The following is an 18,788-nucleotide window of genomic DNA, read 5'->3' on the forward strand; positions in this document are numbered from 1 at the left end:
AAATGCTTTGCTTTATGCTCAGGCAAACCGGATGCTTGAGCAAAATATTCAGCCGGTAGCCACAAGATGAGCAAAGCTTTTGCTTACGAAGAACTGGACGAGGTAGACCGCGAGCTGCTGCGCTTGCTGCAGGAGGACGGCACCTTGTCCAGCGCCGCCCTGGGCGAGCGCTTGTCGATGACCGTCACGCCCTGCTGGCGCCGGCGCAAGCGCCTGGAGGAGTTGGGGCTGATTAAGGACTACCAGGCCAACCTGGACCGCAAGAAACTGGGGTATGACGTCATGGCGTTTGCCCAGGTGCGCTTTGGCAACCATTCGGCCGAAGCGCCTGATGACTTCGAGCAGGTGATCTTGAAGCTGCCGCAGGTGTTGTCGTGCCACAAGGTGACGGGTGAGGCTGACTATGTGCTGACGGTGCTGGCGACCGACCTGGAGAGCTATGGGCGCTTTGTCGAGGAAGTGTTGCGTCGGCAACCGGGCATTGCTTCGATTCAGTCGAGCTTGGCCTTGCGGGAAATCAAGGCGGTTAGCCGGGTGCCTGTCAGGTAAGGGCGATGGGGGGGCGGGTGCATGCCTTGGTTCTTACAGCGCCTGGGAGATCGAGCGCCGCCCGGGCGGCGCTCGATCTCCCAGGCGCTGCAAGAACCAAGGCATGCCCCACCCCCACCCCCTACTCCGGCAAGCTATACCGCTCGGCAAAATACCGCCGGAAGAACTCAACCGCCACCCGCACCTTGGCCGAGCTTGCCAGTGGCGAGGTGTACACGGCCCAGATATCCGCCGGCTGGTGATAGTCCGCCAACACCTGCACCAGCCGCCCATCCAGCAAGCTGTCGTGCACATCCCACCAGGACCGCAGCAAGATCCCGCGCCCATCCAGGCACCACTGGTGGGCCACCTCGCCGTGGTTGCTCGACAAGCCCCCGGTCACCCGCACGCTCTCTTCGCCATCAGGGCCCTCCAGCTGCCAGATACCAAACGGGTGGTCACGTTCCTTGATCACCAGGCAGTCATGGCTGCCCAGGTCGGCCAGCACTTTCGGCGTGCCGTGGCGCGCCAGGTATCCCGGCGCGGCACAGAGTACCCGGCGGTTCCTGGCCAGGCGCTTGGCGATCAGGTTGGGCGCAATGGTATTGCCCACGCGGATGTCCAGGTCGACCCCCTCTTCGATCAAGTCCACCAGGCGGTCATGCACATCCAGGCGAATATCCAGACGTGGGTAGCGCTCGGCCAGCTCCGACAAGGCCGGCGCCACAAACCGCCGACCCAGGCCCAAACTGCTGGCAATGCGCAGTTGCCCCGCCGGTTCGCGGTGCTGGGCGCTGATGTCATCCCCCATGCGCTGCACCGCGTCGAAAATCTGCAGCGCCCACTGGTACACCCGCTCGCCCTCCTCGCTGACCGTCACCCGCCGGGTGGTGCGGTGCAACAAGCGCACCTCGAGGTTTTGCTCAAGCAGGCGAATGCGTTTGCTGATGTACGCCGCCGACATGCCCAACTCGTCGGCCACCGCAGCAAAGCTGGCGCGTTTGGCCACCAGGAGGAAGATATTGAGGTCGTCGAGGTTTGGCAGATTATTCACACTTCGTGTTCCAAGAATCCATGAATGGCTAGATTATCTCCGATTCAAGGCCTTATAGCATGGCCCGCACCTGTTCCCTAGACAACGAGTGCGCCCCCATGAGCAAGACATTTAGAATTGCAGCAATCCCTGGCGATGGCATCGGCATCGAAGTACTGCCAGAAGGCATCCGCGTGGTCGAGGCTGCTGCCCGCAAGCATGGCCTGGACATCAGTTTCGAATTCTTCGAGTGGGCCAGCTGCGATTACTACCTGGCCCACGGCAAGATGATGCCGGACGACTGGTTCGAGCAGCTGAAGGGCTTCGACGCCCTCTACTTCGGCGCGGTCGGCTGGCCAGACAAGGTACCGGACCACATTTCCCTGTGGGGTTCGCTGCTCAAGTTCCGCCGTGACTTCGACCAGTACGTGAACATTCGCCCGGTGCGCCTGTTCCCGGGCGTACCCTGCCCGCTGGCAGGCCGCGAGCCCGGTGACATCGACTTCGTGGTGATCCGCGAGAACACCGAAGGCGAATACTCGTCCCTGGGCGGGCGCATGTTCGAAGGCACCGAAAACGAGTTCGTGCTGCAGGAATCGGTGTTCACCCGCCGCGGTGTCGACCGCATTCTCAAGTACGCATTCGATGTCGCGCAAACCCGCGAGCGCAAGCACGTTACCTCGGCGACCAAGTCCAACGGCATGGCCGTGAGCATGCCGTACTGGGACGAGCGCACGGCGGCCATGGCTGCCAATTATCCGGAAATCAGCTGGGACAAGCAGCACATTGATATCCTCTGCGCCCGCTTCGTCCTGCAACCGGACCGCTTCGACGTGGTAGTGGCCTCGAACCTGTTCGGCGACATCCTGTCCGACCTCGGCCCGGCCTGCGCCGGCACCATCGGCATCGCCCCGTCGGCCAACCTCAACCCCGAGCGCAAGTTCCCGTCCCTGTTCGAACCGGTACACGGCTCGGCACCGGACATCTTCGGCAAGAACATCGCCAACCCGATCGCGATGATCTGGTCCGGTGCGCTGATGCTCGAGTTCCTCGGCAACGACGGCGCCGACCCGCGCTACCGTGCGGCCCACGATGACATCCTCACGGCCATCGAACAGGTCATTGCCGCCGGTGACACCACCCGCGACATGGGCGGGCAGAAGTCCACCCAGGAAGTCGGCCGGGCCATCACGGCCTTGATCGAAGCCTGACCCGGCCGGGCCGATTAGCACACGTGTCTGACAATCGGCCCTCCCCCTCTTGCGAGCGGCGCGGATTAAATGCAAAATCTGTTAACCATTAGATGTACGTTAACCTTTAGTTAACAACCAAGGAAGGAGTGGTACTGCAACACCCCGGATGCCTGCCGGGTATAACAAGTACGCCAACGTCCAGGAGACGATGATGTCGCACAAGAATAAAAAGATTGATGTGTTCCTGATTACCATGAGCCTGATCGCCGTGCTGCTCACGGTGCTGGGCCTTGCAATGTTCCCCGCCGAAGCCGAACACGCGGCCAACCAGCTGTTCGAACTGTCCACCCGTACCTTTGGCACCAGTGTCCAGGTGCTGGTGTTCGGTAGCACCCTGGCCGTGCTGTACCTGGCCTTCAGCAAGTACGGCAATATCCGCCTGGGCAGTGGCAAACCCGAGTACGCCACCGCGACCTGGGTGTTCATGTTCATCTGCGCCGGCATGGGTTCCTCGACCCTGTACTGGGGCGTGATGGAATGGGCCTACTACTACCAGACTCCCGGCCTCAACATCGCCGCAGCTACCCCCAAGGCGCTCGAGTACAGCATTGGCTATTCGTTCTTCCACTGGGGCGTCAGCGCCTGGTCGATCTATGCCCTGGCCTCGCTGGCCATGGCTTATCACTTCCACGTGCGCAAGAAGAGCGGCCTGAACCTGGCCTCGATCATCGAAGCGGTGACCGGTTTCAAGGCGACCGGCCCCGTTGGCCGCAGTGTCGACCTGATCTTCCTGCTGACCATGATGGGCGCCCTGACGGTATCGCTGGCACTTACCGCCTCGACCTTGACCCGCGGCCTGCATGACCTCACCGGCACCCCCGACACCTTCACCGTGCAATTGCTGGTGATCGGTGCCGTCGCGGTGATGTTCTCGCTCAGCTCCTACATCGGTATCGATGGCGGCCTGCAGCGCCTGAGCAAGATGGTGTGCATCGGCGCGCTGGTATTTGCCGCCGTCATACTGCTGGTTGGCCCGACGCAGTTCACCATCAACAATACGGCCAACTCGATTGGCCTGATGATCCAGAACTACGTGCACATGAGCCTGTTCACCGACCCGGCCGGCGACGGTGCCTTCACCCGCAACTGGACGGTGTTCTACTGGCTCTGGTGGGTGTCGTACGCACCGGGCGTGGCGATGTTCGTGACCCGCGTGTCGCGCGGCCGGCAGATCAAGGAAGTGGTCATGGCCCTGCTGATGGGCGGCAGCTTCGGTTGCTGGTTCTTCTTCGGCGCGCTGGAAAGCTACAGCATGCACCAGTTCATCACCGGTGCCATCGACGTGCCGAAAATGCTCAGTGAACAAGGCGGCGAATCGGCGGTGACACACCTGTTGCTGGCCTTGCCATGGGGCCAGGTGTTCCTGGGTGTGTACCTGTTCATCATGGCGATCTTCTGCGCCTCGCACATGGACGCCGCCGCGTATGCGGTAGCGGCCACCAGCACCCGCAACCTGCGCGAAGGCGATGACCCGACACCGACCCATCGCCTGTTCTGGTGCGTGGTGCTGACCCTGGTGCCACTGGCCATGCTGTTCGCCAAGGCATCGCTGTCGACCATGAAAACCGCGGTGGTACTGACGGCGATCCCGTTCATGGTGATTCTGCTGGTGAAGATCTACGGCTTCTTCAAGTGGATGTTCGAAGACTACGGCCAGGTCTCGGCCTACCGCATCGAGGAAGAGGCAGCGCGCCTGGCCGGTGAAACACCTGCCGAGCATGCCCCGCGCAGTGCCGCCGCCGTGCATTGAAACGAGTGAACTGAACTGGCCTGTGTGGGGCGGCCTCGCCCCACGACGGCAAATTTTTTTGCCCGGCTTGTTAACCAATAGATACTTGTTAACCAATAACTATAAACCGAGCTTGTGAGATCCCGTCATGAATGACTTCAAACGCCTGCCCGCCGATTTCTGTGCGAACGCCGAAGAGGCGTTCACTATCCCTGCCAGCTTCTACACCCAGGCCTCGGTTTTCGAGCACGAGAAGGAAGCCATCTTCGCGCGCAGCTGGATCTGTGTCGGCCACCGCAGCGAAGTGACGCAGAACAATGCCTACATCACCCGCGAAGTGATTGGCGAGAGCATCATCGTGGTGCGCGGTCGTGACAGCGTGCTGCGCGCGTTCTATAACGTCTGCCCGCACCGCGGCCACCAGTTGCTCAGCGGCAGCGGCAAGGCCAAGAACGTCATCACCTGCCCGTACCACGCCTGGACCTTCAAGCTCGACGGCGAGCTTGCCCACGCCCGTAACTGCGACAACGTGGTGAACTTCGACAAAGAGAACTCCACCCTGGTGCCGCTGCGCGTCGAAGAATACGCAGGCTTCATCTTCATCAACATGGACATGGACGCAGGCTCGGTCGAAGACCAGTTGCCGGGCCTGCAAGCGCGCATGCGTGAAGCCTGTGGCGTGATCGACGACCTGCACCTGGCCGCACGTTTCGTCAGCGACACCCCGGCCAACTGGAAGTCGATCGTCGACAACTACCTGGAGTGCTACCACTGCGCCCCTGCCCACCCCGGCTTCTCCGATTCGGTAGACGTCGGCCAGTACAGCCACAGCATGCATGGTAACTGGACCCTGCAGTACGGCCTGGCAAAACCGTCGGAGCAGTCGTTCACCTTCGATGAAAGCGTGAAAGACCCGTCCTTCGCCGGCTTCTGGGCCTGGCCGTGCACCATGTTCAACGTGCCGCCAGGAGCCAACTTCATGACCGTGATCTACGAGTTCCCGGTGGATGCGGAAACGACCCTGCAGCACTACGACATCTACTTCCTCAACACGGACATCACCGAGGAGCAACAGAAGCTGATCAACTGGTACCGCGAAGTGTTTCGCCCAGAAGACCTGCGCCTGGTCGAAAGCGTGCAGAAGGGCCTGAAATCCCGCGGCTACCGTGGCCAGGGCCGGATCATGGCCGACCGCGAGCGCAGCGGCATGAGCGAGCACGGCATTGCCCACTTCCACAACCTGATCGCCGTGGCCCACCTCGACGATTGATCGCTACCGCTTGAGTCATTTGCACGTACTGGTGCGCGGCACGGCCTGCCGCGCGCCCTGGCAGTCGAGGTGAACCATGGCCAACAAATATGAAATGTTCAGCGTGTGCGTGACCGAAGTGGAACAGGCCACGCCGCTGATCAAGCGCTTTACCCTGGCCCGCGAAGATGGCGCGGCGATGCCGGCCTTCTCCGGTGGCAGCCATGTCATCGTGCAGATGCAGGGTGCCGACGGCAGCCAGTTCAGCAACGCCTACTCGTTGATGAGCGACCCGCGCGATACCCGCAGCTACCAGATTGGCGTGCGCCTGGAGGAACAATCCAAGGGCGGCTCGGCCTTCATGCACCAGCAGGTGCAGGTCGGCACCCGCCTGACCATCTCCTCGCCCAACAACCTGTTCGCCCTGGACCCAGCGGCCGGCCGCCATGTGCTGATTGCCGGCGGCATCGGCATTACCCCCTTCCTGGCACAACTGCACGAGCTCGAAGGCGGCGCCGCCGACTACGAACTGCACTACGCCTTCCGCGCCCCGGAACATGGCGCGTTCCAGGCCCAGTTGGCCAACGGCCCGCATGCCGACAACACCCACTTCTACATCGACAGCCTCGATCGCAAGCTTGACCTGGCGGCCTTGTGCGCGGGCCTGGATGCGTCCGCGCACCTGTACGTGTGCGGCCCCAAACCACTGATCGATGCAGTCATCGCCTGCGCCGCCAAGGCCGGCATTGCCGAGCAACGCGTGCATTGGGAGCAGTTTGCCGCAGCCCCGGTGACCGGTTCGGCATTCACCGTGGTGCTGGCGCAGTCGGGCATCGAGTTGCAGGTGGAAGAAGGCATGACCATTCTTCAGGCCATCGAGAAGTCCAAGGCCGCCAAGGTCGAGTGCCTGTGCCGCGAAGGCGTCTGCGGCACCTGTGAAACCGCCATCCTGGAAGGCGAAGCCGAGCACTTCGACCAGTACCTGAGCGATGACGAAAAGGCTGCCCAGCAGAGCATCATGCTGTGTGTGTCGCGGGCACGCTCGGCACGCCTGGTGCTGGACCTGTAACGCGCGATCGGGGCTGCGGGGCGGCCCCACGGGTTTCACCGTCAACCAAAAGTTGACAGCTTGAGTATACTGGCAGGCTCTTGGCCCCGATCAGGACACTCTGCCGATGTTGGAAAACAGCTTTGCCTTTCGCCTCAAGGAACTGCTCGAGCATCACAAGCTGACCCTGCAAGCCGTGGGCACGGCCCTGGGTATTTCCCGCACAGCGGTGCACAAATGGACCCGCGGCGGGGAGATCGACTACGACAACCTGCGTAAATTGGCCGACTTTCTCAAGGTCAACTGGATCTGGCTGCGCTATGGCGACGAAGCCTTGCAGAACATCCAGCAGCCACAGGTGGTCGAGTTGCCGATGACCGACCTGCGCAGGCGCTACACCGCCGAAATCATGGAAAGCGAAACGCGCATGAAACTGGCCCAGGAAGGTGCGCGTATCGTGACCTGGGAATGGAACCTGATCAGCGACGAGGTCACCTATTCGCCAAACGTCGAACAGGTGTATGGCTGGCCAGTGCACCGCAACGAAGACTTCTGGCGCCATCTGCCGGATGAAGACGTGGCGCACATGCAGGCGATGTACGCCCAGGCCGTCGCCGAGGGCAGTGGCTGCGAGTGTGATTTCCGTATCACCCGGCCTGAGGGTGAAGTGCGCTGGATTTCCTCCCGCGCCACGGTGGTACGCGACAGCGCCGGGCGCTCGGTGAAGATGGTCGGCATCAGCATGGACAACACCGAGCGCCAGGTTGCCCAGCAGGCGTTGCGCAACAGCGAAGAACGCTTTCGCGCGATCTTCGAGCTGGCCTGGGGTGCCCTCGCCTACATCGACCCGGACGGCACCTGGCAGCGGGTCAATAACAGCCTCTGCGAGATGCTCGGCTACCGCGCCGAAGAGCTGTACGCCATGACCTTCCAGCACATCACCCATGCCGACGACCTGGCGCTGAACCTGCAATTGCTGGCGCGCATGCTGGCGGGTGAAACCGAGCGCTACGAGGTGGAAAAACGCGTGCGCCACAAGAGCGGCGAATACATCTGGGTGCGCGCCCGCACCTCGCTGCAGCGCCGCGACAACGGTGAGCCGGAGCACCTGATCAGCGTGTTTGAAGACATCACCGCCGAGCGGCAGGAGCATGAGCGGTTGCAGGCGCACATTGCGGCGCTGGAGGCGAAGCTGAGGGGGTTGTGAGGGCTGCCAGGTGTTTGACGTGAGGTTTTTGGCGCCTATGAGGTCGAGCGCCGCGCGGGCGGCGCTCGACCTCATAGGCGCCACAAACCTCACGTAATACACTTATCAGCTCGCAACCGCCCCCTGCCGTAACCAGTCGATAAAGCGCGCAAACAACTCCGACTGTGAATTGATCTCAAGCTTCAGATACAGGTTCTTGCGGTGCATCCGCACCGTCTCCGGTGAAATCCCCAGCTGCACCGCCGTGGACTTCACCGAATGCCCCCGCAAGATCATGTGCGCCACCTCTCGCTCCCGATCGGTAAGCACCTGGCAACCAAAACTCTCGAACGCCGCCTGAACGCTGCCGCGCTCGGCCGAAGCCGTGGCGGCTTCAAGGTTGTAACGGGCATAACGCCCCAGCACTTCGCGCACCATCGGCTCGACCGCCCGCAGCAAGTCGATCTGCCCGCTGCTCAAGCGCGTGCCACTGCACCCCTGGAACAGGCTGAAGGACAGCTTGCGCCCCTGGCTGAGGTCGACGATGTAGTAGCTGTCTTCGCTGCAGCCGGTGCCCAGGTAATAGGCCTTGTAGTAGTCGCTGTCGAAGAAGTGGTCCGGGGCGATTTCTTCGAGGTGATAGAACCCCTCGGCCAGGCCACTCTGCACGGCCAGGCAAAAGGGGTCGAGCAGATAGCCGGCGGCGAAATAGCGCTCCAGCACCGCAGCACGGTGCACTTCGGGGATGCCCTGCTGATACAGCAGCTGCGGTGCCTGCCCCTGGCATTCGAGGCTGATCATCATCGACTCCACCTGCACCAGTTCGCCAATCGCGGCGGCCACGTAGTGCAGGGCATCGGCCGTTTCGCTGTGGCTCAGGGCACGCTGCAGCGCCGCATGCCATTGCTGCAGTGCCCCCAGCGAAAGGGTGAGCGGAGTGTCGGGAGAGGCTTGGGTCATGCCCGGCAGTCTAGCCTGCCAGGCACGCCCACGCACAGCCCTTTGCGCCAGGCTCATCGGCCTTGGTACAGCCCTTGCGCGGTGAGCTCACGCGCCGTTTCGATGATGCACTGGCGCAAGGTTTCGACGATTTCATCCACTTGCGCGTGCGTGATGATCAACGGCGGCGACATCACGTTCAGGTGCATGATCGGCCGAACCAGCAACCCCCTGGCCTGGGCTTTGCTATGGATACGCTCTCCGATGTTGACCGCGTCGGGGAACAACGCCTTGCTGGTTTTATCGGCAACGAACTCGACACAGGCCATCAGCTTCATGCAGCGCACATCCCCGACCAAGGGCAGGTCGCGCAGGCTGTGCAGCCGTTGTTCCAGGTAGCTGCCAACATCCTTGACGTGCGCCAGCAACTGCTCGCGCTCGATGATCTCGATGTTCTTCAGGGCCGCTGTGCAGCACACCGGGTGCCCGCTGTAGGTGAAACCGTGGGTGAAGCAGCGGCCCTTGCCTGGCTCGGCGATCACCTGCCAGATCCGCTCCGAGAAGATGCACGCACCCAGCGGCAGGTAGGCCGAGGTCAGGCCTTTGGCGGTGGTGATGATATCCGGGGTTACCCCGAACAGCTCCTCGCTGGCGAAGAAGGTGCCCAGGCGACCGAACGAGGTCACCACTTCGTCGGCGACGAACAGAATGTCGTAGGTCTGACACACCTGCCACATGCGCTCGAAGTAGCCCTTGGGCGGGATGATCACCCCGCCCGAACCCATGATCGGCTCGGCGAAGAACGCGGCCACGTTGTCGGCGCCCAGGGAAAGGATCTTGTCTTCGAACTCGGCCACCAGGAAGTCAAGGAACTCGGCCTCGTCCATGTCGTCCGGCGCACGGTACACGTTGGGGTTGGAGACGTGGTGGATCAGCTCATGGGCGTAGTCGAACTCAGGCACGCGGTCGGCCGCCTTGTTGCCGATCGCCATGGTCAGCGTGGTGGAGCCGTGATAGGCGTTGTAACGGGCGATCACGTGCTTTTTGTGCGGCTTGCCACGGCAGTTCTGGTAGTACTGGATCAGCCGGTAGGCGGTGTCGACGGCAGTGGAGCCACCGGTGGTGAGGAACACGTGGTCGAGGTCGCCCGGCGCCAGTTGCGCAAGCTTCTGGCACAGCGCGATGGCGACGTCGTTGGCCATGTCGGAAAACGGATTGGAGTAGGCCAGCTTGCGTACCTGGTCGGCGATGGCCAGGGCCATCTCTTCGCGGCCCAGGCCGATATTGGTACACCACATGCCGCCGACCGCATCGAGAAAACGGTTGCCGTGAGTATCGCGAATGTAGGCGCCTTCACCTTCGACAATGTTCAGCGCGCCCTGTTCGCGGTGCTCGTCGAACACATGGTAGCCGTGCATGTAGTGGGCCTTGTCGGCGTCCACCAGTGGGTCGTGGGCGATGGCGAATGCTTTGCTTGGGGTGGCCATGGGCAGCTCCTTGGCGGGAATCGGTTGGCAGTGTTCAGAAACCGGTCTTGACCGTGCTCCAGACCCGGGTGATGGCGCGCATGTCCTTGGGGCTCTGGGTCTTCTGGGCGAACAGGCGTTCGCGGGTCTTGGCATCGGGGTAGATCGCCGGGTCCTGGCGGATGTCGGCCTGTACCAACGCCGTGGCAGCGGCATTGCTGTTGGCGTAGTGGATGTAGTCGGTGACCTTGGCCATGGTTTGCGGCTGCAGCAAAAACTCGATGAAGCGGTGCGCGTTGGCCGCGTGCGGCGCGTCCTTGGGGATGTACAGGTTGTCGAACCAGATCAGCGAACCTTCCTGGGGGATGAAGAACGACAGCTTGATGGCCTTCTTCGCCTCTACCGCACGGGCCTGGGCAGTGGCGTAGTCACCTGACCAGGTCAGTGCCAAGCAGACATCGCCATTGGGCAGGCTGGTGAGGTAGTTGACCGAATCGAACTTGCGGATGTACGGGCGAATGCCCATCAGCAGTTGCTCGGCAGCCTTCAGGTCGGCCGGCGCTGCGCTGCGTGGGTCCTTGCCCAGGTACTGCAGGGCCAGCGGGATCACCTCGGTCGGCGCGTCCATCAAGGTGACGCCGCAGTCGGCGAAGCGCGAGACGATCTTGGGGTCGAACAGCATGGCCAGCGAGCCGATCGGTGCATCGGGCATGCGTGCGGTGATCTTGTCGACGTTGTAGGTGATGCCTGAACTGCCCCAGGTGTAGGGTGCCGAGTATTTCAGCCCCGGGTCGTACCCTTGCAGGTTGCTGACCACCTGCTCATCCAGGTTGTGCCAGCTGGGCAGTTGCTGCTTGTCCAACGCCTGGAACACGCCAGCCTGGATCAAGGGGGGGACCAGGGAAGCGTTGAGCATCACCAGGTCATAGCCGGAGCGGCCGGTCAGCAGTTTGGTCTGGACGGTCTCGTAGCCATCGAAGGTGTCGTAGACGACCTTGATGCCGGTGGCCTTCTCGAAGTCGGCCAGGGTGGTCTCGCCGATGTAGTCGGTCCAGTTGTACAGCCTTAGCGTGTTCGCGCTGCCCTCCTCCACCGCCAGTGCCTGCGTGGCGGCCGACGCCAGCAGCAGACCGCCAATCACCTTCAGTGCCTTGCGCATAGCAACTCCATCGTGTGACTGCTCCGGATCGAGCCGATGGGTTCACTATCGGGGGATTTGCTTGAGGGCAACATACCCCGAATGTGTGGGTGGTCGTTTGTAGGAGCGGCCTTGCGTCGCGAAAGGGCTGCGTAGCGGCCCCTCGATTTCAGCGTCACCGCACATATCCGGGGGCCGCTGCGCAGCCCTTTCGCGACGCAAGGCCGCTCCTACACACATACACAACCGCGTTACCTCAGCGGATACAACGCCTCATCGAACTGCGCCAAGCGTGGGAACACCAGCGGCTGGTCGTCTGCCAACTGCTCCAGACGCTGCTGGTATTGCTGCAAAAACCCCTGGCGGGCCTCGGCGCTGATGTACGGCACGTGCCAGGCCACGAACGGTGGCAGCACCTCGAACCCGACATAGGCCAGCGTCCCCCGCAGAATCGGCCGCAACATGTCCTCGAGCGGCCCGTGAATCGCCCCTTCGCCAAACATGTGCTCACGCCCGCCCAGGGTCACCGTCACCAGCGCCTTCTTGCCAGCCAGCCCGCCCTGATCGTAGAAGCGCTTGCCGCCATAGCACACGCCCGACACCAGCACCCGGTCGATCCAGCCCTTGAGCATGGCCGGCGCCGAGAACCAGAAGATCGGGAAGTTCAGCACCAGCAGGTCCGCCCATAACAGCTTGTCCAGCTCTTGCTGGATATCCGCAGCGATAGCGCCGCTCTTGACCCCCAGGCGCTGCTCCAGGGCGTAGACCAGGTACTCGGGGTTCTCGCGCTGGGCGAAATCATCAGCACTGGCCACCGGGTTCCAGCCCATGGCGTACAGGTCGCTGACCTGCACCGGGTGACCCTGGTCGCGAAAGGTGGCCACGGCCTGGTCACGCAGGGCTGCGGTGAAGGATTGTGGCTCGGGGTGAGCGTGGACGATCAGTACATTCACAACGTTTCTCCTCACACAAAACGGGATGCGTCAGCGACGGCGCAACACGCGATACAGCCGCGCCTACTCACGCAGGGGCCTGCTGTTGCATCAGTGCCTGGGCACAACGGGCAATGCGCCGGCAGGCATCGACCAGCGCCTCGGGGCCCACCACCAGCCCCAGGCGGATGTGCCCGGCGGCGCTGGGGCCAAAGGCCTCGCCGGCCAGCACCGACACACCTTCGCGGTCCAGCAGGCGGTCGGCAAAGGCCTGCGCGCTGAGGCCGGTTGCGCGAATATCGACCATCACGAACATGCCGCCATCGGGTTTCAGGGCCTTGACGCCCGGGCAACCCGCCAAGTGTTCGCACACCAGGTCGCGGCGCTGGCGATAGGCGTCGCGCATGGCCTCCAGTGCTGGCATCGGCTGGGTCAAGGCCACCACGGCGGCGTCCTGGATAAAGTCCGGCGAGCCATACAGCATGCACAGGGCCAGGTTTTCCAGGTGCGTGGCCAGCTCAGGCGAGCTCACTACCCAGCCCACCCGCCAGCCAGTCATGGCGTGGGATTTCGACAGGCTGTTGAGGGTCGCGGTGCGCTCGGCCATGCCCGGCAGGCTGCCAGGGCTGACATGCTCGCCGTCGTACAGCAGCTCGCTGTACACCTCGTCAGAGATCAGCCACAGGTCGTGGGCGATGCACAGCGCTGCCAGTGCCTCCCAGGTCGCGCGCGGCAAGCTTGCCCCCGAGGGGTTGTGCGGGCTGTTCAGGGCCAGGGCGCGGGTACGCGGGGTGATGCGCGCCGCGACGTCCTGCGGGCACACCCGAAAACCGTTCTCCGGCTTGACCGGCACCGGTACCACTTTGGCGCCGCAGGCACCGAACACCGCCTCGTAGGTGACGTACATGGGCTCGGCGACAATCACCTCGTCGCCGGGGTCGAGCACGCACTGGGCCACGCAGAACAACGCGCACTGCGCACCCGCCAGCACCGTGACCTGCTCGGCACTGACGGCCTGGCCGCTGCGTTGCCGGTGGCGATCGGCGATGGCCTGGCGCAGGGCGAGCTTGCCGCGCACATCGGCGTAATGGGTATGGCCTGCTCGCAGGCTGTCGATAGCAGCCTCGACGATGGGGCCCGGGGTGTCGAAGTCCGGGTCCCCCACCGACAGCAGCAGGATGTCCTTGCCCTCGGCCTGCAGCGCCAGGGCGCGGTAATGGATGTCCCAGGCGGCGGCGCCGTCGCCGGCGATACGTTGGGTCAGCTTGGCGTAATGCATGGCAATCTCCCTTCAGTACGGGGTCAGTCGACGAGAATCTTCGGGTTTGAGCTGCCCCACACGGTGTACAGGTCAGCCAGCAATGCACCGTTGATGTCTTCCATTTCGCCCTGGGTGATCTCACCCCCGGCCTGCTTGCCGAACAGCACCACCTCGTTGCCGTTCTTGACGTCGGGGAAGTCGGTGACATCGACCATCAAGGTGTTCATCGACACCTTGCCCACCACCGGCACGCGGTGGCCGTTGATCAGCACATGGCCCTTGTTGGTGAATACCCGGCGGTAGCCGTCAGAGTAGCCGACGGTGATATTGGCCAGGCGCGCGTCACGCGCCAAGGTGAAGGTGCGGTCATAGCCGACAGTATTGCCGGCCGGGTAGCTGTGCACGGCGGCCACCCGCGACTTGAACTGCATGGCGCGCTGGTACTCGGTGCGCGCCGGCACGGTATCGCCGAACAGCGCACCGCCGGTGCGGACCATGTCCAGGCGCGCCTCGGGCACCTCCAGGGTGGCGAAGGAGTTGGCCGCGTGCAGGGTCAGCTGGCTGCGGTCGAGCTTGGCATGCTTGATCAGCCAGTCGGCCTGCTGGTTGAACGCTGCCAGGCCCTTGCGTACATCGTCCTTGTCTTCCACAGCGAAGTGGGTCATCAATGCCACCAGCTTCAGGTGCTTCTGGTCGGTGATCTGCAGCGCTTCACCGCGCCCGCTCCAACTGGCCATCTCTACCCCGTTGCGGCTCATGCCGCTGGAATTGAGCGCCAGGTGAATACGCAAGGTCTTGCCATGGCGCTCGGCGATGGCGTCAGCCTGGCGGGCAAATTCGGCGCTGCCGACCAGTTCTTCCATGTCGTATTGCAAGGCATCTTCCAGCTCGCTCAGGCTGGCCAGGCGCACCCGCACCAGTTGCCCGGTAAAGCCGCTGGCCCTCACCACGCGGGCTTCCTCGTTGCTGGCCACCGCCACGCAGGGCACGCCAAGGGCAATGACCGAGGGCATCACCAAGCCGATGCCGTGGCCGTAGGCATCGGCCTTGAGCACGGCGCACAGCTTGGACTTGCCACCCAGCTCCGCTTGCAGGGTGCGGATGTTGTGTTGCAGGGCGCTTGCGCTGACCTCGACCCAGGCATTGCTGTTTTGCACGGTCAGGGCGTTGCTGCCGTTGTCCATCGACAGCGGTGGTGCGGCATACAGCGGGGCCTGGCCGGTGATCAGCAGGGCCAGGGAAGCAGCCAGAAGCGTGCGGCGAAATGGCATGGGGGTTTCTCTTGTCATGGGTAATGCGCCGCTGTCAGCAGACGCAGGTATGTTTGAGTTCGATAAAGGTCACGCCTGGCGTGGCGAAGCCGCAGGCCAGGTCTGCCTGCAAGGCATCCAGGTCGCGCGGCTGGCGCACTGCGCAGCCAAATGCGCGGGCCAGGCCGATGAAGTCGGGGTTGCGCGGCAGCACGCCAACCGGCTCGATGTCCAGGCCAAGCATGTCGTCACGGATCTGCCCGAGGGCATCGTTGTTCCACAGCAGCACCACCAGCGGCCGGTCCAGTTCCTCGACGGCGGTGGCCAGCTCCTGGGCGGTATAGAGGAAACCGCCGTCGCCGACCAGCACCAGGCCGGGGCGGTGGTCAGTGGCGAACATGCCGCCGATACCTGCCGGCAGGCCGTAGCCGAGGGTGCCGTAACCGGTGGGGTGCAGCCAGCTGCGCGGGGCCCGGCTGGCAAAGGCGTAGTTGCCGGTGTAGGCCAGTTGGGTCATGTCGCTACTGATGAAGGCGCCATCCGGCAGCACCGCTTCGATGCGATCGAGGATGGCCTGGTGAATGGCCTGCAACGGCGCATGCCCGTCACGGATGGCCTGGCGCAGGGCGGCCACCGTTGCGATAGCCTGACGAGGGTCGCGATCGCCCTCGGGCAAGGACGCCAGCAAGCCGTCGAGGGTCTGCCGCGCATCACCGTGCAGGGCCACGGCGCAGGGGTAGAAGTCGTTGAACTTGCGCGGGTCGATGTCCACCCGCAGCAACTCGCCATTGACCGGCAGGCGCTCGCGCCAGAAGTCGGTGTCGGCCATTTCGGTGCCCACCGCCAGCACCACATCGGCTTCGCTGATCAGTTGCCAGCCTGGCGCCACGCACAGGCTCGAACCGGCATTGAGCGGCGCCTCGGGAGGCAGCAGGCCCTTGCCGGCGACGCTGGTGAACAGCGGCGCGGCCAGGCGCGTGCTCAGTTGCTGAAGTTGTTCGGCAGCGTGCAACGCGCCGCCGCCAGCGATGATCATTGGCCGTTTGGCTGCGGCCAGCTTCAGCGCGGCCTGGCCCAGCGTGGCCTGGTCGGGCTGGCCCCGCCCTGGCCGGCGCACCACCTCGTCGCTCCAGTCGCGGGCAACGGGCGCGGCAAGCACGTCCAGCGGCACCGAGATGTGCACCGGGCGCGGGCGTTCGCTATCGAATACCGCCCAGGCACGGGCAATCAGCTCGGGCAGGTCGTCGGCGCCCAGCGCCACGGCGGAAAACGCCGTGATCGGCGCAGTCATGGCGCGCTGGTCCTGGGTTTCATGCAGGCAGCCCCAGCCTTTGCCCAGGCTGGCCGTGTGGTTGACGCTGGAAATCACCAGCAGCGGGATCGAGTCGGCATAGGCCTGGCCAATGGCGGTGGCGGCATTGGTCACGCCTGGGCCGGTGATGACAAAGCACACCCCTGGCCTGCCACTGACCCGGGCATAACCATCTGCCATGAAGCCGGCGCCCTGCTCATGCCGGGTCAGCACATGGCGGATGCCACTGCCGGGCAAGCCGCGGTACAGCTCCAGGGTATGCACCCCAGGGATACCAAACACAGTATCCACCCCGTAGTTGGCCAGCAGCCGTACCAGCGCCTGGCCGGCAGTCATCGGGCGCTCATGCATGTTGATCTCCTTGCGGCTGGCCGAGGCGGATCAGCGCATCGACCGCGGTGGTGCCGTGGGCACCGACCATCAATGGGTTCACATCCAGTTCCAGCAATTGCCCGGCGTTTTCACAGGCGTAGTCGGCCACGGCGCGGATCGCCGCCACCAGTGCCTGCAGGTCGGCCGCCGGGCGGCCACGGAAACCTTGCAACAGGCTGGCGCTGCGCAGGCCCAGCAGCGCGGCGCGGATGGCGCTGTCGGTGGTCGGCAGCAACAGGCTGACGCTGTCCTTGAGCAACTCCACCAGCACGCCGCCAGCGCCGATTACCAAGGCCAGGGCGAAATCGTTTTCACGCTTGATACCGACGATCAGCTCGGCCAACGGCGGCGGCGCCATGGGTTCGAGCAGTATCTGGTCGAACGGCACGCCTGGCGCATAGGCGCCGATGCGCTCGCGCATCTGCACCAGGGCGGCCTGTAGCGCCGCTGCATCACGCAGGTTCAGCGCAACCGCACCGGCTTCGGTCTTGTGCGGCAACTGCGCACTGACAGCCTTGAGCACCAGTGGGTAGCCCACCCCGGCAGCATCGTCCAGCGCGCGTTCAGGGGTACTCAGCACCCCGGCCGGCACCGGCAGACCAAAGGCGCTCAGGGCTTGTTTGGACTGCCATTCATCCAGCAGCCGGCCAGCGCCTTCGAGGGGCTGTGGGCTCAGCGGTACCTGCGCCGCCTCGCCCTGCTCCAGCAGGCGCTGGCGGCTGCGTTGATACGCCACGATCCGCCCCCACGCCGCCAAGCCATCTTCAACCCCTTGCAGCGCAGCGATGCCGCGCGCATGCAGGCGTTCACGGGCGGCTGCCGGCAACAGCTCGGGAAACGCCGAGGTGACGAAGCCGATCTTGCCGTGGCGCTCCAGCGCATCGCAGTACAGCGCCAGCAACAGGTCGCATTCCTTGCGCTCGCCGGTGAACTGCGCCGGGTAGTCGAGCACCAGCATGGCCGCATCCGCCGCGCCGCACAGGGTGCTGTCGAGCATGCGTTGCAGGGCCGCTTCATCGCCCCAGATCGCGGTGGTGAAATCCAGCGGGTTGACCAGGTTGGCGTAGGCCGGCAGCACGTGGGCCAGCGCGGCGACCTGCCCCTGCTCCAGGCTGGGCAGGCTCAGCTGGTTGCGCTCGGCGTAGTCGGCGATCAAACCGGCGTCACCGCCCGAACAGGCCAGCGCGAGCAGCCGGCCATCGCCAGGCAGGCGGCCACAAGCGGCGGCCTTGAGCGTCTCGACGAAGCTCACCGGGCCACTCACGCGAATCACGCCCAGGCGCTGGAACAGGCTGTCATACAGGGCATCGGAGCCAGACAGCGAGCTGGTGTGGCTGAGCGCCAGTTCCGCACCGATCTGCGACACGCCGGTCTTCAGGGCAATGATCGGCGTGCCCTGCTGCAGCGCCTTGTACGCAGCGCGGGCAAAGCCGGGCACGTTTTTCAGGCCCTCGAGGTGCAAGCCGATGGCGGTCACCCGTGGGTCGTCGAGCAGCACGTCCATCAGCTCGGCCACGCCCAACTGCGCCTGGTTGCCGACCGACGCCATGTAAGCCACCGGCAACGAACGGTCGCTCATGGACAGGTTGTAGGCGAAGTTGCCGCTTTGGGTGAGGATCGCCACGCCCTTCTCTACCTGCTTGCCACCATGGGCCACCGGCCACAGGGCGGCACCGTGCAGGTAGTCGAGCAGGCCATAGCAGTTGGGGCCGAGCAAGGCCATGTTGCCGGCCGCCGACAGCAAGCGCTGCTGCAGCAGGTGGCCTTGCTCGCCGCTCTCGGCAAAGCCCGAGGCATAGCAGATGGCACCCCCGGCACCGAGGGCGGCCAGCGCCTCGACGCAGTGCAGGGTCAGCTCACGGTTGGTGGCGATGAACACCGCGTCAGGCGCGCAGGGTAAGTCCGCCACCTGCGCTACACAGGGGATGCCCTCAAGGCTGGCGTGCTGCGGGTTGACCAGCCACAGCGGGCCGGCAAAGCCACCTTCGGCACAGCGCTTGAGGGCCCGGGCCATGCTGCGCCCGCCCACGAAGGCCAAGTGCCGTGGCGCCAGAAGGCGCTTGAGGTTGTCACGAATCGAATGCGACATGCT

At 64.1% G+C, this 18,788-nt stretch carries 15 protein-coding genes; 6 read left to right on the forward strand and 9 right to left on the reverse strand.

What is annotated here, in order from left to right; translation table 11 throughout:
- The first annotated feature begins 66 nt into the window (after nt 1-66).
- Entirely contained in the window at nt 67-549 is a 483-nt protein-coding gene (locus tag PC358_RS08150; RefSeq protein WP_033698757.1) for an Lrp/AsnC family transcriptional regulator, read from the forward strand.
- Nucleotides 550-670: 121 nt separating this feature from the next.
- Here the strand turns inward: PC358_RS08150 and PC358_RS08155 are convergent, their stop codons facing one another.
- A complete protein-coding gene (locus PC358_RS08155) occupies nt 671-1,582 on the reverse strand; it encodes a LysR substrate-binding domain-containing protein (RefSeq protein ID WP_033698758.1) in 912 nt (303 codons plus the stop codon).
- Nucleotides 1,583-1,680: 98 nt separating this feature from the next.
- Between PC358_RS08155 and PC358_RS08160 the strand changes: the two genes are divergently transcribed.
- The 5 genes from PC358_RS08160 (at nt 1,681) to PC358_RS08180 (ending at nt 8,047) form a co-directional block, all read left to right on the forward strand.
- Entirely contained in the window at nt 1,681-2,772 is a 1,092-nt protein-coding gene (locus tag PC358_RS08160; RefSeq protein WP_033698759.1) for a tartrate dehydrogenase, read from the forward strand.
- Nucleotides 2,773-2,965: 193 nt separating this feature from the next.
- Nucleotides 2,966-4,564, forward strand: coding sequence for a BCCT family transporter (locus PC358_RS08165; RefSeq protein WP_050506109.1), 1,599 nt, complete (start codon nt 2,966-2,968; stop codon nt 4,562-4,564).
- Nucleotides 4,565-4,691: 127 nt separating this feature from the next.
- Complete coding sequence (locus PC358_RS08170) at nt 4,692-5,813, forward strand: aromatic ring-hydroxylating oxygenase subunit alpha (protein WP_033698761.1); 1,122 nt, start codon at nt 4,692-4,694, stop codon at nt 5,811-5,813.
- 76 nt (nt 5,814-5,889) lie between these two features.
- Nucleotides 5,890-6,861 carry a PDR/VanB family oxidoreductase gene (locus tag PC358_RS08175; protein ID WP_033698763.1) on the forward strand — a complete coding sequence of 324 codons (972 nt, stop codon included), beginning with the start codon at nt 5,890-5,892 and terminating at the stop codon, nt 6,859-6,861.
- 106 nt (nt 6,862-6,967) lie between these two features.
- On the forward strand, nt 6,968-8,047 hold the full coding sequence (locus tag PC358_RS08180; protein WP_033698764.1) for a helix-turn-helix domain-containing protein: 1,080 nt from the start codon (nt 6,968-6,970) through the stop codon (nt 8,045-8,047).
- A gap of 105 nt (nt 8,048-8,152) precedes the next feature.
- On the opposite strand, the gene PC358_RS08185 is transcribed toward PC358_RS08180, so the two are convergent.
- From PC358_RS08185 to PC358_RS08220, 8 genes are all read right to left on the reverse strand, one after another.
- On the reverse strand, nt 8,153-8,986 hold the full coding sequence (locus PC358_RS08185; protein WP_033698765.1) for a helix-turn-helix transcriptional regulator: 834 nt from the start codon (nt 8,984-8,986) through the stop codon (nt 8,153-8,155).
- A gap of 53 nt (nt 8,987-9,039) precedes the next feature.
- On the reverse strand, nt 9,040-10,452 hold the full coding sequence (locus PC358_RS08190) for an aminotransferase (RefSeq protein WP_033698766.1): 1,413 nt from the start codon (nt 10,450-10,452) through the stop codon (nt 9,040-9,042).
- Nucleotides 10,453-10,486: 34 nt separating this feature from the next.
- Nucleotides 10,487-11,590, reverse strand: a complete 1,104-nt coding sequence (locus tag PC358_RS08195) for a polyamine ABC transporter substrate-binding protein (RefSeq protein WP_033698767.1) — start codon at nt 11,588-11,590, stop codon at nt 10,487-10,489.
- 230 nt (nt 11,591-11,820) lie between these two features.
- A complete protein-coding gene (locus tag PC358_RS08200; protein WP_033698768.1) occupies nt 11,821-12,522 on the reverse strand; it encodes an NAD(P)H-dependent oxidoreductase in 702 nt (233 codons plus the stop codon).
- A 67-nt stretch (nt 12,523-12,589) separates the two neighbouring features.
- Nucleotides 12,590-13,780, reverse strand: coding sequence for a pyridoxal phosphate-dependent aminotransferase (locus PC358_RS08205; RefSeq protein ID WP_033698769.1), 1,191 nt, complete (start codon nt 13,778-13,780; stop codon nt 12,590-12,592).
- Between the two features lie 23 nt (nt 13,781-13,803).
- Complete coding sequence (alr, locus tag PC358_RS08210) at nt 13,804-15,033, reverse strand: alanine racemase (protein WP_033698770.1); 1,230 nt, start codon at nt 15,031-15,033, stop codon at nt 13,804-13,806.
- Between the two features lie 34 nt (nt 15,034-15,067).
- Nucleotides 15,068-16,675, reverse strand: a complete 1,608-nt coding sequence (locus tag PC358_RS08215; RefSeq protein ID WP_033698771.1) for a 5-guanidino-2-oxopentanoate decarboxylase — start codon at nt 16,673-16,675, stop codon at nt 15,068-15,070.
- Nucleotides 16,668-18,785 (reverse strand): acetate--CoA ligase family protein, encoded by a 2,118-nt coding sequence (locus tag PC358_RS08220; protein WP_033698772.1) that lies wholly within the window; start codon nt 18,783-18,785, stop codon nt 16,668-16,670. The genes PC358_RS08215 and PC358_RS08220 overlap by 8 nt, the downstream gene beginning before the upstream one ends.
- Between the last annotated feature and the right edge of the window lie 3 nt (nt 18,786-18,788).

Source organism: Pseudomonas capeferrum (assembly GCF_000731675.1).
GTDB classification, from domain to species: Bacteria; Pseudomonadota; Gammaproteobacteria; order Pseudomonadales; family Pseudomonadaceae; genus Aquipseudomonas; species Aquipseudomonas capeferrum.

What these genes read in the sequence shown, in the direction of transcription:
- PC358_RS08170 (WP_033698761.1), top strand. Translation starts at nt 4,692, where the DNA reads ATGAATGACTTCAAACGCCTGCCCGCCGATTTCTGTGCGAACGCCGAA.
- PC358_RS08165 (WP_050506109.1), top strand. Translation starts at nt 2,966, where the DNA reads ATGTCGCACAAGAATAAAAAGATTGATGTGTTCCTGATTACCATGAGC.
- PC358_RS08185 (WP_033698765.1), bottom strand. Translation starts at nt 8,986, where the DNA reads ATGACCCAAGCCTCTCCCGACACTCCGCTCACCCTTTCGCTGGGGGCA.
- PC358_RS08180 (WP_033698764.1), top strand. Translation starts at nt 6,968, where the DNA reads ATGTTGGAAAACAGCTTTGCCTTTCGCCTCAAGGAACTGCTCGAGCAT.
- PC358_RS08150 (WP_033698757.1), top strand. Translation starts at nt 67, where the DNA reads ATGAGCAAAGCTTTTGCTTACGAAGAACTGGACGAGGTAGACCGCGAG.
- PC358_RS08175 (WP_033698763.1), top strand. Translation starts at nt 5,890, where the DNA reads ATGGCCAACAAATATGAAATGTTCAGCGTGTGCGTGACCGAAGTGGAA.
- PC358_RS08205 (WP_033698769.1), bottom strand. Translation starts at nt 13,780, where the DNA reads ATGCATTACGCCAAGCTGACCCAACGTATCGCCGGCGACGGCGCCGCC.
- PC358_RS08215 (WP_033698771.1), bottom strand. Translation starts at nt 16,675, where the DNA reads ATGCATGAGCGCCCGATGACTGCCGGCCAGGCGCTGGTACGGCTGCTG.
- PC358_RS08220 (WP_033698772.1), bottom strand. Translation starts at nt 18,785, where the DNA reads ATGTCGCATTCGATTCGTGACAACCTCAAGCGCCTTCTGGCGCCACGG.
- alr (WP_033698770.1), bottom strand. Translation starts at nt 15,033, where the DNA reads ATGCCATTTCGCCGCACGCTTCTGGCTGCTTCCCTGGCCCTGCTGATC.
- PC358_RS08160 (WP_033698759.1), top strand. Translation starts at nt 1,681, where the DNA reads ATGAGCAAGACATTTAGAATTGCAGCAATCCCTGGCGATGGCATCGGC.
- PC358_RS08190 (WP_033698766.1), bottom strand. Translation starts at nt 10,452, where the DNA reads ATGGCCACCCCAAGCAAAGCATTCGCCATCGCCCACGACCCACTGGTG.
- PC358_RS08195 (WP_033698767.1), bottom strand. Translation starts at nt 11,590, where the DNA reads ATGCGCAAGGCACTGAAGGTGATTGGCGGTCTGCTGCTGGCGTCGGCC.